The following is a 17,136-nucleotide window of genomic DNA, read 5'->3' as shown; positions in this document are numbered from 1 at the left end:
AAGGAAGGTAATCTCATGAAACGACGATTCGGAAAAATGGTTTCCAGTGCGCTAATCGTATTGCTTGCCGGAACATTAGGTTTCTCACCGATAGCGGCGCGGGCCTCCGAAGGTACTCTAAGCGATCTCGTTCCGAGTGTGCAGGAGGAGCCGGAAACAAAGCTGTCGGAAACGGGAACCTATGACTATCAGCTGAACATAAATGGAGCCCAGGACGGTGCAGCCATAAGCCCGACATTAAACGGCATTTTTCTGGAGGACATCAATTACGCGGGGGACGGCGGGCTTTATGCGGAGCTTATCCAAAATCGATCCTTCGAATTTGAAGATTCGCTCAGAGCGTGGTCGAAAGTAACGGAAGGCGGAGGATCTGCGAATTTGACCGTCGAATCGTCGCAGCCGTTAAACGCCAAAAACCTGCACTATGCTAGACTGACGGTACAAACGCCGGGCGCAGGCGCCGGGCTTGCAAATTCGGGCTTTGGCGGCATAGCCGTCGAGCGGGGACTCCGCTATGAATTCTCCGTCTACGCGCGCAGCATTGGTGCTTTCCAGTCGCCGCTGCGTATCCGTCTGCAAAACGCGAGCAGCGAAACCATAGGCGAAGCGACGATAGAGGGGTTAACGAATGAATGGCAGAAGCTTACGGCGACGCTTACGGCATCCGAGACAGCGGCCGCTGCGAAGCTAAGCGTGACCACGACCGGCGCAGGCTCTGTCGATTTAGACATGGTTTCGCTCTTCCCTCAAAATACGTGGAAGAATCGTCCGGGCGGTCTTCGCGCCGATCTTGTTCAGGCGATGGTGGATATGAAGCCTAAATTTATTCGTTTTCCCGGCGGATCCATTGTGGGAGGACGCAGCGTTGATAATTTTTACCGCTGGAAAAACACGATTGGCGACGTTGCGGAGCGCCCGATAAACAAAAATTTCTGGTCCGACCCTGCCCGCGGCAATGATCCTTATTACTATCAAACGGGCGGACTTGGATTTTATGAGTATTTCCTGCTTTCGGAGGATTTGGGAGCGGAGCCGCTCCCGGTTATCAACGTTGGCATGGCAGAGCAGTTTCTCGCGCCAGGCGTCGTCGTTCCGCTTGCCGAGCTGCAGCCGTATATTCAGGACGCGCTTGATTTAATCGAATATGCGAACGGGCCGGTAACGAGCGAATGGGGCGCAAAACGGGCAGCCGCAGGCCATCCCGAGCCTTTCCAGTTAAAATACTTAAGCTTAGGAAACGAGCATTGGACATCTGCTTACTTTGATCGATATCAACGTTTCTATGATGCGATTAAAGCGGTATACCCGTCGATTAATTTAATGCTTTCTTCCGGTGCGTACGCTTCCGGAACAGAATTCAGCACGGCTTGGAGCTGGGCTCGCCAGACGGGTAAAGCGCAAGTCGTAGATGAGCATATGTATCAGCCGCCAGCTTGGTTCCTTAGCAATACGAAGCGGTACGACAGCTATAACCGCAACGATCCCCCAGTATTCGTTGGCGAATATGCCGCGCATATCGGATCAGGGGATAAGGGCCGGCTTAGTAATTTGCAGGGCGCGATCTCGGAAGCGGCCTTCATGACGGGACTTGAACGCAACGGCGATGTGGTACGGTTTGCTTCTTATGCGCCGACGTTTGCCAAAGACAAGTTTGTGCAGTGGACGCCGGACTTGATCTGGTTCAATAATACTGACGTCTTTGGCGCACCAAGCTACTATGTGCAGCAAATGTTCAGCGCGAACGTAGGCGATCATGTGGTGGACAGCGAGCTGCTGCAAAACGAAGAACAGGAGCAGAAGCCAGTTACGGGCAAAGTCATGCTCGCCTCCTGGAGCACCGCGGTGGATTACGATGACTTATTGGTTACCGCAGCGAACGGCGAGACGCTGCTCAGCGATGATTTCAGCGGCACGAACAGCAATTGGAACCCGAGCGGCGGGACATGGCAGGTGACTGACGGGGTCATGCGGCAGTCAAGCACAGCGACACCTGCCCGCAACTCGGCAGGCGACGTCAACTGGAACAACTATACGATGACCTTGAAAGCAACGAAAAAGTCGGGGAATGAAGGCATGCTGATCGGGTTCGGCGTAAAGGACACGGATAATTATTATTGGTGGAATATTGGCGGCTGGGGCAACACCCGGACCCTGGTGGAGAAGGCGGTAGGCGGCAGCAAAACCGAAGCCAGCTCGGTGAATACGACGTTCCGTGTGGAGACAAACAAAACCTATCAGCTGAAAATTGAACTTACAGGCTCAAAGGTTCGATGCTTCATTGACGGTGAGCTAATCCATGAATTTACCGATTCAAGCGGAGCGACGTCGCCTTTATATTCCGTCGTGAGCAAGGACAATGAAAGCGGCGACATGATAGTGAAGCTTGTTAATAACTCTCCTGACACGCAGACGGTTAATGTAAACCTTGAGKATGTTCCAGGAATTGAAACGCGCGGGACGGCGATCGTGCTGGCTTCCGATAACATCAGCTCGCAAAATACTTTTGCAGACCCTTACAAAGTAGCGCCCGTTACCAGCGTGCTTCCTGACGTTTCAGACTCCTTCTTGTATGACAGCGCGCCGAATTCCGTTTCTATTCTACGGCTTAAGACGAGAACGGGAATCGTAGCGGCAGCCACTGCGGCGGTGTCAACGGAAGCGGGTCAGGCGCCGCAGCTTCCTGAGACCATCGAGGTTACGGGCAGCGACGGAACGATCTCGCAAGCGAACGTAGAATGGCATCCCGTACGAGCGTTTAAATACGAGCAGCCCGGTTCCTTTACGGTTCAAGGTACTGTTGCGGATGCAGCTTTTAACGTATACGGACACGTCACCGTGACGCAAGGGGAGGAGCCGCCGCAAGCAGCTATACCTGCCCTTATCGTAAAGTACGGCTTCGATGAAGCGTCAGGTACTACGGTGTCTGACTCTACTTATCATGGACATAACGGTAGGCTGGAGGGAACGGTAAAGAGAGAGCCGGACGGCAAGAAAGGTGCGGCGTTGACCTTCGCCGGCTCGGGCGGGAATTATATCAATGCCGGAACAAGCGAAGCCTTGCAGCCTGACAGCTTGACGTTATCCTATTGGATTAAACGAACGAGTGACATGAACAGCGCGGAAAATGTCTTGCTCTGGTTCAAGCCGACGAACGGCTACAACCAAAATGGATTGTTCATTACGTATAACGGTACGGATGCGTCAGATCCAAGCTCGAGCTTCGTCGTTGTTGACGGCTTCAACGGATTTTATGTGAAGCAGCCACCAAACGATTTTCTGCCTCTGAACGAATGGACGAATGTTGTCATCACATTCGACTCAGATACGAATGATTCAGCGATTTACAAAAACGGCATCAAGCAAGAGATTTCCGTTACAGGTACTCCGGACTCAATCACAGCTACAGCTGATGTCAAAAAAATCGGCGTATCCGGCTACAATAACGGCGCTCAGCTTCAAGCGACTTTGGATGRTTTCCGTATATACGGCGGTGCAATGAGCGATAGTCAAGTAAAGGCGCTTTATGACGGCAAGCTTATTGAAGCCGTTCAACCGGCTGCTGCAACAACGGTTGCAGGCTCTGCGCCTAAGCTGCCTAAGACTGTTACCGTGACATATGAGAATGGCAGTACTGCTGCGGCATCCGTTGCTTGGGACGCGGTAGCTCCTTCTGAATATGCCGAGCCTGGCAGTTTTTCCGTTAACGGAACGGTGGAAGGTACGGCCCTGAAAGCAGTTGTTATCGTAACCGTAAACGCTCCTCCCGCCCCAATCCCGCATCTGGTAGCACATTATACCTTCGACGAGCAAACAGGAACAGAGGTAGGGGATACATCAGGGAATGGGCATCATGGCTTGGTGGAAGGCGATGACAGCGAGTGGATTAATGACGGTCATGAGGGCGGAGCAATGAAATTCAACGGGACTAATCAATATGTAGATTTGGGCGACAGCGGGCAGCTGCAGCCAAAGGATATTACGGTTTCATATTGGATTAAACGTACCGAGACGATGAATGGGCGCAACAACAATATTTTGTGGTTCAAGGATGGCTGGAACGGCAATGGCTTTTACATTACCTATGACGGCTCTAATCCGGATGATGTCAGCTCCAGCTATTTGATCGTGGACGGTTTTAACGGTTTTTATGTGAATGAAAGTCCGGATGAATTTCTCCCGCTCGGCGAATGGACTCATATCGCAGTTACATTTGATTCGACGACGAAGCAGGGGGCAATCTACAAAAACGGCATAAGTCAGACTCTTACGGTGAATGGAACGCCTGTCTCAATCACGCCATCATCTACCAAGAGTAAAATGATTGGCATGTCGGAATATGCGAACTCCCATCTTAACGCGGCATTAGATGATTTACGGATCTATGATGTTGCGATGTCTGAAGCTGACATAAAGGCTCTATACGAGGGGGAGTCGGATTCACAAGGGTCGGCACTGATATCGGGACCTAGCGCCATTGCTTCTTCAGCAGAGTTCGACGTCACGGTTTCTTTGCAAGGGGTGGAGCAGTCCGTGCTTGCCCAAGATATGGTCATTACCTACGATGCAGATAAGCTGGAGTGGATCGGTGTCAAGGAGCCTCTTCTCAACAGTAATTTTGTTAAAGTAGGCGAGGATCTGCAACCGGGAACGGCGCGCATCATGCTCGTCAATATCGGGGAAACGGATGCGAGCGTAAATGGAGAACTTCTAAAGCTGAGATTCCGAGCAAAGAGCATGGACGGTCAGGCATCTGCAAGCATCAACGTAGCGAAGCTGGAGGTCGCGAACGGCGAAGGCGTCGAATCCGTCCTAACGGGAGCTTCAATGAGCATTATGATCAATGCAATCGATAAAGAAGCTTTATTCGCAATGATCAACGAGGCTCAGGACATACACAATGCAGCCGTGGAAGGTACGAAAGCCGGACAATATCCGGCGGGGGCAAAAGCTCTATTGCAGGCAGCTATCGGTCTTGCAAACACCGTCGCAGAAAACAGCGCTTCTACTGCACAGTTAATCGAGCAGGCGACAGCGGAGCTGCAGTCGGCACTCAGCACCTTTAAGGCAACCGTCATCAAAGGGCTTCCTGGAGATGTGAACGGGGATGAGCGCATCAGCATCGGCGATTTGGGCATTGTATCGGCGAGCTATGGCAAAACCTCCAATGATCCTCAGTGGAGCATCATACAGAAAGGCGATCTCAACAAAGACGGCAAGATCGACATCGAGGATCTCGCTGCATTGGCAAGGCAAATGATTAACGGATAACGGAGCCTCAGCGATGGGAGCAGGGAAAGGGATGCCGAAGAGGCATCCCTTTTACTAGAAATATAAGAAAGTATAAAATTCAACCTTATACGTTGCTCATATTTCACCGCGAAACGAGCTTTTGCCGCCAAGGACGGCGTCAGCCGTTTACGCTAGATAGCAGTGAATCGGCAGAATTCCCCATTATTCAACAAAACCTCCGATTGCAAACCGATTTTACGTAGAATAGGATGAAGATACGACAAGGGAAAGGGGCGATCTACATGTACAATATTTTACTTGTGGACGATGAACCTGGGCATTTGGCAGGCTTGTCCAAAATATTGCGCCGGCTCCGTCCGGAATACGCCGTACATACGGCAAAAAATGGGGAAGAGGCTTTAAACATTTGCGATTCGGAAAACTTCGAAATCATTATAACGGACATTCAAATGCCTATTATGGATGGGCTTGATTTTTACGAAAGGCTGCCAAGCAGCCGGAAGCCGCAAAAGGTAATTTTTTTAAGCGGCTATGATTATTTCGAGTACGCCCAAAAGGCGATCGGGCTAGGCTCCTTTGAGTATGTGTTGAAACCCGTCGATATCGACAAATTCACCCATGTTCTTGAAAAGGCTGAACGAAGCTTAGAAGAAGAGCTTACCAGTCTCCATGAGCAGGAACGCTTGTCGGCAAAGCTGCAAACCATCATCMCCTTGTATCATAACCGTATTTTGAGTGATTGGATTTATGGACTGCCTCTATCAAGCGATGAGGAAAGGGAGCTTAGTGACTCCTTGCTGTTCCATGGCGGGGGCAGCATCCTTGTAACCATGATTCAGGGTAAGGACATGTCTGATGAGAAGGCTCTGGATTTATGCAGAGAACAGATCAAAGCAAGAATACAATCGCTGTTAAGTGAAAACGGCGCTTCGATTAGTTTTTTCTCGGAGCAGGATGGGGGCCTGCTTATCTCAGCAACGAATTCACGTTTGGAGGAACCGCTGCTTGCACGGGTTGAAGAGCAAATTAGGCTCGCCGAATTTGAAAGCGTTCGCATTTCTGTCGGAATAAGCCGCAGTACAGATGCCATTTCCATAGCTGCGCCCCAATTGTTCAAAGAGGCTTCCATTGCCGCAATGGAAGGATTTTATTCGGAAGAGAGAATGGTATTTGATTGCGCAGGATCAAATATTGATTCTCGCTTATTTCTCAAACCGAACGCGAGGCTTGAGGCCATGTTAAGCGAAGCCATACATGCATCGCATAATGATAAAGCGATTCATGAGGCGTCTAGGGCAATCATTGCTAAACTCGTAGAAGGTGAACGTCTGCCTGCGCCTGCCGAGCTGATCGGTTACTGCAAGAAACTGCTTATGAAGCTTACGGAAGCAACGGAATACCTAAAGCCCGAAATTCGAGAACACTTAGCTGTTAGCATTGCGGAAACTCTTGCTGCAGTCCATGCGCTGGGGCAGCTTCAAACGATCATCGCGGGCCGGCTTTCCGATATTTCTGCTGCGATCACGGAAGCGAGGCGGGACAGTAAAGAAATGGTCATTTTTAAATGCTTGGCATATATGGAAGAGCATTACATGGAGGACCTCTCGCTCGAGTCGGTGTCAGCTGTCTTTCATTTCAACAGCAGCTACTTCTGCCATTATTTCAAGAGCAAGCTGAACATCAATTTCAGTCAATATTTGACCCAAATTAGGCTGACGAAGGCCAAGGAGCTGCTCGAGCTGAGCAATGATAAGGTCTATCAGGTTGCGAGCCAGCTAGGCTATCAGGATGTTAAATATTTCAACCGCGTATTCAAAAAGGAGTTCGGGTTGACGCCTGAAGAATACAGGTCGATTGCCCGCAGCATGAAACGGGGATAATCGGATAACAGCAGACATCCATACGGGAGGGAACCGTTACGATTCCACTAGTGAAGGACCGATTATTAAACATGAAATTCAGGACGAAGCTGATCCTGTTTTTTGTGCTTCTCATTTCTCTTCCATCGGTTATTAACGGTTATATCAATTATAATGCGAGCTCGGATATCATCGTCCGAAATGCGAGGGACAGCATCCAGGAAATTGTCAAAAAAAATAACGAGATCGGCGATATCGTCTACAAAAATATCGAAGAAAGAACAGTTGCGCTCATCTCCGATCCGGATTTATTTCGCCTATTTGACAGGCCGCGGCCTGCAAACGACTATGAGCTTGTGAAGATGGATCGGCAGGCGACTGCCATTTTGTATAAGTATTTTGGGCATAGTCAAGATTTCTACACCGTGCAGCTCATGACCAGCTACTACAGCTTTGGATCCGGAACACATACGTATACGACGAATTCTCCTTTCGTATCCGTTTCGCCGGAGGGCTTTCAAAAATCTTATATTTACGATCAAGTCAAGGAACGCCAAGGGAGCATAGTATGGGTGCCTACTTACGATTTGACGAGAGTGTATAATCAGGAGCAGCTTTTTGGGATGGATCAGAAGTTTAAAATGGTGTTCTCCAGCGCTCGGATGATCAATAGCTCGCCAATTATTGACGGTGTCAGCCATTCTTGGCCGGAATCGGTGGAGCGTCCCGTGCTGCTCATAAATTTTAATGAAGAATTTTACCGCAATACGGTTGAGCAGAGATTGCCTGTGCCGGATTCCTATTTCTATATCGTGTCTCGAGACGGCCAAATCGTTACGCATCCGGATATCTCGAAGCTTGGCACAATAGATGAGAATGAGTGGTACCTTCATGATTTTAAGGCTTCCTCAGGCACTTCACTCGTGAAGGAGGACGGCGAGGATGTGCTTATTGCTTATGACACGTCGAAAGTAACGGATTGGATAACCGTATCCGTCATTCCTTACAACCAATTGCTAAGGAATTTGCCTACCGTAAGGTATATGGATCTCTTGATCGCGCTTGCCCTAATCGTCGTGGCGATCGTTATTGCTTCCTTTATCGCGGGACGGCTGACTAATCCGATCAAGAAAATGCTGGTAGCGATCCAATTAACCGGTTCCGGTGATTTCTCTACCAAAATTCCGGATCAATCGCAGCTTGAGTTTCGCATCCTTATCAAGAAGTTCAATCATATGAACGAGAAAATCCAAGAGCTAATTAAGGAAAACTATGAGAGCACGCTGCGCGAGAAKGAAGCGGAAATCATGGCGCTCAACCTGCAGCTGAATCCTCATTTTTTGTACAATACGCTGAATATTATCAATTGGATGGCGATCGACCGTGACGACAGAGCAATCAGCAAAATGATCGTAAGTCTTTCCACGATGCTGCAATATACGGTAAACAACAAGCAGGAGATCGTTAAGCTAAGGGATGATCTCGAGTGGCTGAGAAGCTATACGCATATTATGGAGAACCGATTTGAAGGCGTCTTTAAGGTTGAATATGAGCTGGATCAATTGCCGGGCGATTGTAAGGTTCCGAAGCTGTTCTTGCAGCCAATTGTGGAAAATGCGATTATCCATGGTTTTGAAGCATTGGAGAAGGGAGGCGTGATCCGGATTAGCGGGCAAGTGCGCGGCGAGATGCTGTTTTTCGAAGTAAGTGACAACGGAAAGGGGATGTCGGAGCAGCATGTCCAGACTTTGCTGAATCCGGAGGCGAAGGGGATCGGGGTGAAAAATATTGCTCAGCGTATCTCACTCATTTACGGAGAGCGTTCTCAGCTGCACATTCATTCGGAAATAGGAAAGGGGACCGTTGTTGCGGTTACGATCCCGCTTCAGAAATAAGCTTGCTCCGTTTGGGGGGAGAAAGGGCGGTCGCCGGATCGATTTTAAGGACGGCTCCTGCGATTATTCTTGGAACGCTTAGCTTGTTTCCAAACGTATTTTCTCCCGTAAAAGCATCTTTGACTTTCCCGGTTACGTAGACATAATCCCCGTTTTGCACGTCAAGCCCAGGCTCCTCAAAAGCGACAATAACGCTTTGCTCGCGGTTGATCGGATCAGCGTATAGTTGAATATAGACCATTTTTTCAAGTCTTTGGGGCGTCGCGAATATCTCGCCGTAGATCTCGACGCTCCTCCCTTTAAACGCATTTGCATTTTCGTACATGGCCCGAAATTGTTCTTTCGTCAACGGCTCTGATGTTACTTTCGCGCAGCCCATGATTGAAGCAGCTAAGATAAAAGTTAAAAGCAGCATGATACCTCGCTTCATACCGTGCCTCCTTTCCTCGGATAATGCGTATTCCAGCCTATAGAACTATTGAAGCTGCAGCAGTTCAATGGATGCCTCAGCCCGCAATTCCTCCAGCCAAGGACCAATCAAATCATAGATTTCAGAATCGATCAGCTCATTTCGTATTTGCTCTTCGCGTTCGCGTAAAGATGCTGCGGCGCTTACTTGTCGTTCCGTTACGACTAGAATGTGAAAGCCTTGGCTTGATACGGTGATTTCCGCTGGCTCGCCAGGCTGCAGAGCAAAGGCGGCATCCTCGAAGCTTTGCTCCAAATAACCTCGTTCAATGAAGCCCAAATCCCCGCCGTTGCTTTTTGCTCCCGGATCAAGCGAGAACTGGCCGGCGAGCTTGGCGAAATCTTCGCCGGATTTTAACTTTGCCGCAATCACGTCCGCCTGCTCCTTCGATTGAACCAGAATATGAGAGACCCGAACCGCATCCTGCTTGGTCCAACGCGCTTTATTTTGGTCATAGTAATTTTGTATGTCTGTATCGGTAACGTGGGTTTTGTCCGAAAGCAGCTGGCGCAGCAGCAACTGCATGCTTATCTGCGCACGCATGGAACGATCCGTGAAGCCGTCCTCCGCCAGCTTGCTGCGGTATTCCTCAGGAGAATCGTATTCCCTCTTTAAGATATCAAGCTCAAGGTCGATGTCTTCATCCGTGACGGCTATGTTTTTCTTGCTTGCTTCTTGATTAATTAGCTCCTCCACAATTAGCTTTTCCAATGCTTGCTTGCCGCCTGTATCAATAAGCATTTCGTAGAGACGGCTTTTTACGATCTCTTTGCCATTCACCATCGCGATTGTTTCTTGAACAGACGCTTTAATATTTGCACGTCCGTTCACGAAGCCGGTCAATAAAAGCAGCAGCAGTAAAAAGAATAAGGTAAAGCAGCTAAACATCCATAAGCGTAAGCTTCGATCTATTCGCTGACCAGTTCGTTTCATTGTTTGTTACCCCTTCCTTGTTCGTATGGCATTCGAGAGATAGTTGACGCAAGGTCACTATAACAAATGGAAATAAGCAAAGAAAGGTGAAATTTATTCGGTCGGTTACACAAAAGAAAGGAAGAAAACACCCTTCGAAAATATTGAACTTTTTTCGAAAGAATTCGCATTGTCTTCATTCTCGCGTCCTTCTATAGTCAGGATGTGCCTAGCAGACTGAAGATGTAGAGGAGGAGGAATAGAATTCGTGTAAGCGCTTAATAGGGATTTGAAAATGAAGTGTAATGAGGAGGTTTAAGAGATGCGGATAAAAAAGTGGATATCGCTCTTTCTGATCACAGCTATGCTTGGAGGAATCATTCAGTCCGTTAACGTATTCGCGGATGCATCTACAGCAAATCTAATTGCTTGGTATCGTTTCGATCAAGCGGAAGCAAGCAAAATAAAGGATCAATCGGGAAAAGGAAATGATGCAACGCTCGTGGGAAGCACCGCAATAACCGATGGCAAAAACGGCAAGGCCCTTCAATTAACGGGCGGGTATGTTCAGCTGCCCAATAATATTTTAAACGGAGTGACCGATATTACCGTTTCTACTTGGGTGTATATGGACAGCTCGCAGGACTATGCCAGATTATTTGATTTTGGAAGCGGGACGACACGATACATGTTCGTAACGGCAACAGGGAGAAACGAGGGGGCGGAAGGCTTAGCTGCTGCGATTACGACCAATGGCTGGGGAAGTGAGCAGCATGTGACAAAGGGAGCGGATTTAAGCACAGGCGTATGGAAGCATGTCACTTTCGTCATCGAAGGGAAAAAGGGAATTTTGTACGAAGACGGCGTTAAAGTGGCGGAAAATAACGATTTAACTTTGAATCCAGCCAGCCTAGGAAGCACGACTTCAAATTTTATAGGGAAATCGCAATTTAACGGCGATCCTGCATTTCGGGGGAAATTCGAGGATTTCCGCATTTACAACAAAGCGCTTAGCGCAGCCGAAATTTCATCGCTCCTTGATCTGTCTGACGAATTTATCGTGCAGTCGGATCGGGATGCGATTAATTTAGGAAATTTATTTACGGTGGAGGCGGATATTGCGCTGCCGTCTCTCGGTCAAATGGGTTCGACGATTACATGGACTTCAAGCAATGAGAAAGTCATCGCAACTGATGGGAAAGTAATTCGGCCTGAACCTGGTAAGGGAAACGAGAATGTGCTCCTTACGGCGACAATTGCTAAGGGCGGCATTAGTGTAATAAGGGAATTTCAAGCCACAGTGTTGGCTAAGCTCTCCGACCAAGAAATCGTAGCTTTGGACAAGGAACAGCTGCAGTTAGGAGATATCGACGCGGTTATTGCCGATATGGACCTGCCGGAGATAGGGCAAAACGGTTCGACCATTGTATGGCAATCTAGCAACAGCGATGTCATAGGTGCGGATGGAAAGGTGAATAGGCCCGAGCCACGCACGGGCGATGCGCTGGTAACGTTAACGGCGGTGATTACAAAAGGTGCGGCAAGCCTTACGAAGGCTTTCGAAATTCGAGTAATAGAGCAGCCCTTCCAGCTGTCCATACAGCGATTCAGGCAAACCTATGCAGAGACTGCAATCGGAACAAAGCCTGCTCTTCCGAATATCGTGATTGCCGATTATAACGACGGTGAAACAAGCAGGCAAATGGAAGTCTCATGGGCAGAGATTGACCCGTCGAGCTATGAGGAACCAGGTACAATCCAAGTAGAGGGCGAGGTGCCGGGCACGTCGATCAAGGCGATAGCAGAGGTGAAGGTCAAGGAAATGCTGTTTCAAACGAGCTTTAGCCTTGATCGGCTTCTGCCTGGCGAGAATCTCCTTACGACCGTAACAGCTATTAATAAAAGCGACATCGCAATCCCTGTGCTCGTAACGGCTGCCAGATTCGATGAAACGGGACGGATGAAGGACGCCGTACATGCCAATAAGCAGGTAGCAGCAGGAATGACAGAGCAGCTATCCGTATCAATGCTTCTTCCAAATGACATTGCTGGACATTCGGTGAAGGTATTCGTATGGGAAGGCGACGAGATCAAATCATCGAAGCAAAAGCCTCTCTCAACCGTTACTCAGCTCGCGGATGTATCAAGCGCCCCTTTGACTCCGTCCAGCCTATCTGCAAAGGCAGAGGAAGGGAAAAGTCAAATAAACGTGACGTGGGATTCTGCTCCAGGGGCTGTCAGCTACGATCTTGAGGTAGACGGGATAGTCATGACCGATGTCAGCAGTCCGTACGAGCATAAGGGCCTGATCTACAATTCCACGCATACATATGCTGTTCGTGCCAAAAGCGCGGAGCATACGACAGCTTGGAGTTTAAGTGAAAACGCCACAGTACAAGGCGTTCCGGGCAATGCAAGCTGGTCGGTCCAGCCGTTTCAACTCAGCCAAGTTTCGCTGGAAGCCAGCCCGTTCACCGAAAATCGGGACCGTACTTACTCGTACCTGCTCTTCGTAGATAATGATCGGATGCTGTATACGTTCCGCGATTCCGCAGGTCTGGATACCAAGGGTGCACAACCGCTCGGTGGCTGGGATGCGCCAAATTCTAATCTTCGCGGCCACTCGACCGGACATTATTTGTCAGCACTCGCGATGGCCTACGCCAGCAGCGGCGACGATCGCTTCAAGCAGAAGCTGGATGAAATGATCACCGAGCTTGGCAAGGTCCAAGATGCCATGCCTGCCAAAGGGTACAGCGATGGATTTCTGAGCGGGTATTCGGAGGATCAGTTCATCAAACTGGAGCAATTTACGACCTATCCGACAATTTGGGCTCCTTATTACACGCTGCATAAAATTATGGCCGGTCTTGTTGATGCTTACAAGTATGCGGGAAATGATCAGGCTCTCGAAATTGTAGAGGCGATGGGAGAATGGACGCATGGACGGTTAAGCGTGCTGCCGAAGGAGCAGCTGAAGCGAATGTGGTCCATCTATATTGCTGGGGAATACGGCGGAATGAACGAAGTGCTCGCGGAAATGTTTGCAATTACCGGCAACGATACGTTTCTGGAAACCGCGAAGTTATTCGATAACGAAACCTTATTTAAACCGACCGCTGACAATACGGATACATTGACCGGCAAGCATGCGAATCAGCATATCCCGCAAATAACAGGAGCTTTGCGTATATTCGATCAAACAAATGATCCTTATTATTACAAAGTCGCAAATAACTTCTGGCATATGGTCGTCGATAAACGAACCTTTAATATCGGGGGGACCGGCCAGGGCGAGATGTTCAAGGGAGCGGACGCCATTGCCTCTATTCTTGACGACAAAACGGCAGAAACCTGTGCCACGTACAACATGCTGAAACTGACCCGCAATCTGTTCTTCCATAATCCTGATCCTGCCTATATGGATTATTACGAAAAAGCGCTCTACAACCACATACTCGCATCACAACAGCACGGGGATCATGGACATACGACCTACTTTGTTCCGCTAGGACCGGGCAATCAAAAATCGTATACGAATGACTATAATTCCTTTACCTGCTGCATGGGAACGGGACTAGAAAATCATGTGAAATATCAAGAATCTATTTATTTCCATTCCGCGGACTTATCGACGCTCTATGTCAATCTCTATATCCCGTCCACTTTGAATTGGCAGGCAAAAGGATTTACGATCACACAAACGACAAGCTATCCGGAGGAAGGAGCGACCTCCATTACAGTGGACGGAAACGGACCGCTCGCCATTAAGCTCCGCGTGCCTTCTTGGGTAGAGAATGGCTTTAACGTTTCCATTAACGGTGTTGAACAGAACATCGAGGCTGCATCAGGAACTTACGTTACGCTGAGCAGGACTTGGACGGTGGGCGATAAAATCGATATTAATATGCCGTTCAGCCTGCGGCTTGAGAAAACGCCTGATGACGCAAAAACAGGCAGCATTTATTACGGCCCCCTTGTTTTGGTCGGCAAAAGCAACAGCACGACATGGTTGAATTTATTGTTGAATGAAAATCAATTGTCCCAGTCGATTACTTCTACTGGGCCTCTAAGCTTTATGACGAACGGCGTGCCGCTCGTACCGATGTATGAGGCCCATAATTTCAGGTATCACGCTTATTTCAACATCAACTCGTAAAAGGAGGAATGAGGATATGACAAGATGGTTGCCAGCACGCTTATTGAGCTTTAAGCTTATGCTCGCCGTTGCAATAAGCTTGTTTATGACCGCTAACATTGTTAGCGCATCAGAACAGCAGGAAGAAGTAACCGTACAAACCGTGAATGTGGATGAAGCCTCCGGCTTCGTAACTGTTCAAGGGAAAATCGCATCGGGCAGCGGGAAGCAAGTAACGCTGACCTTTACCGACCCGAGCGGCAAGCTGGATTATTTGAATCAAACGACAAGCGGAGCGGATGGCTTCTTCGCTTTCACCTATTTGCCTTCCGCAGTTAGTTCCGGTGACTATCTTTTGCGAGCCGGCGGGGAAGAAGTAAATACGCCTTATCAACGAACCATTCAATTAAACGGTACCCTTGCCGGTGCAGTGCTTAAAGGACCTGATACTGTTCAGGCTGGGCAAAATGTTGAACTCGTGTTTGGCTTAAAGGGAGTCGAAGAAGACGTTATGGCTCAAGATATGACGCTAGTTTTTGATGAAACCAAGCTTGAGTTCATATCTGCACAGTCCATGGACGAAGTGAATTTCACAATTGCCGAGTTTAAACAGACAGAAGGGAAAATCCGTTTTTTAAGCGTTCATCTCAATGATGCGCCTGCAAGCCGAAATATCGATCATATGAAATTCACGTTTAAGGCTAAGGAGAACGCAGCGGACGGCATCGCGAATGTTGCGATTACCGAATTGATCACGGCAGACAGCAGTGGTGTTGAAACGATGCTGCAAGGCGCATCTCACGGCATTCAGATCGGACACGTTGACAAAGCCGCATTGAATGCTTTATTGGCTGATGCACAGCAAACCCATCATGCAGCCATTGAAGGCAACCGAATTGGCCAATATCCTGCTGGTTCGAAGGATGCACTGCAGCAAGCAATTGATAAAGCTGTGCTCATCGCCAGCGACGCGAGCGCAACGCAAATCGCGGTGACGAAAGCAGCCGAAGATTTGAATGCTGCGCTCGAAGCCTTCAAAGCGGCTGTCATAACAAAGGTTAACGGTGACAATAACAATGATGACCGCGTAAGCATTGGCGATTTGGCGGTTATGGCAAAAGCATACGGCATGACATCGCAAAAACCAGTCTGGGATGCCGTGAAGGGAAGCGATCTTAATCATGACGGAAAAATCGACATCGAGGATCTCGCTGCTTTGGCTAGATTGATTTTTATCTGGTAGCTGGAAATCGTGGTGAAAATATTCGGGCGTCGGACCTGTTTAGGGTCTGACGCCCGATTTTTTATTCTCATTTCTTTGTAATCGTAGAAATAATTTGGTAATGTTCCCGTTTGTATAGTGGCATCCGGCAATAGTTGCTAAGATGTAGGAGAAATGAAAATGCTTACATTCAGCAAAGATGCGGAGGTGAACGGGAGATACTCCTACTTCATCATAAAGGAGGCGACCTCAGTGAAAAGAGTGTTTTTGGTCGATGATGAACCGGATATAAGGGAAGCGATCCGCGACCGAATCGATTGGGAGTCCATTGGCTGCATATTTTGCGGCGAAGCGTCAGACGGCGAGCTGGCGCTTCCATTAATTAATCAGCTAAATCCGGATATCATCGTCACCGATATTAAAATGCCATTTATGGACGGATTGGAACTCAGCCGATATGTTAAGCGCAATATGCCTTCCGTGAAAATAATTTTGCTTAGCGGACATGAAGAGTTCAATTATGTTCTTGAGGCATTACGTATAGGGGTAAGCGAGTACTGCTTGAAACCGATCAGTTCGTTAGAGCTCAGCGAAGTCGTTCGTTTGGCCACCAAGCAGATCGATTTCCAAAAAAAGCAGGACTTAATACAAAGGGAGCARGAATGCGTCAATGGCAAACCAGAAACGTTTTCCATGCAGAAGCTGATTGCGATCGACAGGGCGGAAATAAGCGACTTCATGAAGTTTGGCCAAGCCGAGGACGCATTGGACTTTACGGCAAAATATATGCGCTGTCTTGACGGAATAGATTGGAAGAACTCCTTTATCGGCAGCTATGTTTGTATGGAGCTCGCATTAACTGCGCTTCAATTTTGCAAGGAAGCCGTTAGCAGCGCGGGGCTCTCTGAAGATGAGATCACCGTTCTCGAGCAAAAAATAAAAAACGTAAGCAGTTATGAGGAAGCCGTCGATTTTATAGCCGTTCTGCTGGCGACGGTTACGAGATTCCGTGAGCAGTCTAACAATAAATATGCGGGAAAAATCATTAAAGCTAAGGACTTTATCCGCGCGCAATCAATGAGGTACGAATTATCCCTTCATACCGTTGCCCAGCATGTCGGCATGAGCCCCAGTTATTTCAGCACGATCTTCAGTCAGGAAACCGGTCAAACTTTTGTCGAGTTTCTTACCTGCGTACGAATGAGCCATGCGATTGATTTAATGCAGACGACGGATTTCAAAACCTATGAGATCGCCTATAAAGTGGGCTATAACGACGCCCATTATTTTAGTTTCTTATTCAAAAAATTCACAGGAACGACAACAAGGGAATTTCGGAAGAAAGACAAAGCGGCTTCTGTCCTTAGAGGATGAAGGATCGCGAACAAGGG

Annotated in this window: 8 protein-coding genes; 6 read left to right on the top strand and 2 right to left on the bottom strand. The window is 48.5% G+C overall.

All coding sequences use genetic code 11. The annotated features are described in order from the left end of the window. Window positions 1-15: 15 nt before the first annotated feature. The 3 genes from AC1DLI_RS00830 to AC1DLI_RS00820 all read left to right on the top strand — a co-directional run bounded on the left by AC1DLI_RS00830 (window position 16) and on the right by AC1DLI_RS00820 (window position 9,004). Window positions 16-5,268, top strand: coding sequence for a LamG-like jellyroll fold domain-containing protein (locus AC1DLI_RS00830; protein WP_477598882.1), 5,253 nt, complete (start codon window positions 16-18; stop codon window positions 5,266-5,268). 263 nt (window positions 5,269-5,531) lie between these two features. Beyond that, window positions 5,532-7,130 carry a response regulator transcription factor gene (locus AC1DLI_RS00825; RefSeq protein ID WP_477598881.1) on the top strand — a complete coding sequence of 533 codons (1,599 nt, stop codon included), beginning with the start codon at window positions 5,532-5,534 and terminating at the stop codon, window positions 7,128-7,130. A 71-nt stretch (window positions 7,131-7,201) separates the two neighbouring features. Continuing rightward, complete coding sequence (locus AC1DLI_RS00820) at window positions 7,202-9,004, top strand: sensor histidine kinase (RefSeq protein ID WP_477598880.1); 1,803 nt, start codon at window positions 7,202-7,204, stop codon at window positions 9,002-9,004. Here the strand turns inward: AC1DLI_RS00820 and AC1DLI_RS00815 are convergent. Beyond that, the gene (locus AC1DLI_RS00815) at window positions 8,982-9,434 is read right to left on the bottom strand and encodes a hypothetical protein (RefSeq protein ID WP_477598879.1); all 453 of its coding nucleotides are present in this window, start codon (window positions 9,432-9,434) and stop codon (window positions 8,982-8,984) included. The two genes, AC1DLI_RS00820 and AC1DLI_RS00815, sit on opposite strands and share 23 nt — an antisense overlap. A 45-nt stretch (window positions 9,435-9,479) precedes the next feature. After that, entirely contained in the window at window positions 9,480-10,406 is a 927-nt protein-coding gene (locus AC1DLI_RS00810; protein ID WP_477598878.1) for a peptidylprolyl isomerase, read from the bottom strand. 301 nt (window positions 10,407-10,707) lie between these two features. On the opposite strand from AC1DLI_RS00810, the gene AC1DLI_RS00805 reads away from it, so the two are divergent. The 3 genes from AC1DLI_RS00805 (at window position 10,708) to AC1DLI_RS00795 (ending at window position 17,119) form a co-directional block, all read left to right on the top strand. Further along, entirely contained in the window at window positions 10,708-14,544 is a 3,837-nt protein-coding gene (locus AC1DLI_RS00805; protein ID WP_477598877.1) for a beta-L-arabinofuranosidase domain-containing protein, read from the top strand. 16 nt (window positions 14,545-14,560) lie between these two features. Then, window positions 14,561-15,766 carry a cohesin domain-containing protein gene (locus AC1DLI_RS00800; RefSeq protein WP_477598876.1) on the top strand — a complete coding sequence of 402 codons (1,206 nt, stop codon included), beginning with the start codon at window positions 14,561-14,563 and terminating at the stop codon, window positions 15,764-15,766. Window positions 15,767-15,997: 231 nt separating this feature from the next. Then, a complete protein-coding gene (locus AC1DLI_RS00795) occupies window positions 15,998-17,119 on the top strand; it encodes a response regulator transcription factor (RefSeq protein ID WP_477598875.1) in 1,122 nt (373 codons plus the stop codon). The last annotated feature ends 17 nt before the right edge of the window (window positions 17,120-17,136 follow it).

The organism is Paenibacillus sp. 01T443, from assembly GCF_056398325.1.
The sequence above is the reverse complement of the archived record's forward strand: the minus strand, read 5'-3'. Positions and strand labels throughout refer to the sequence as shown.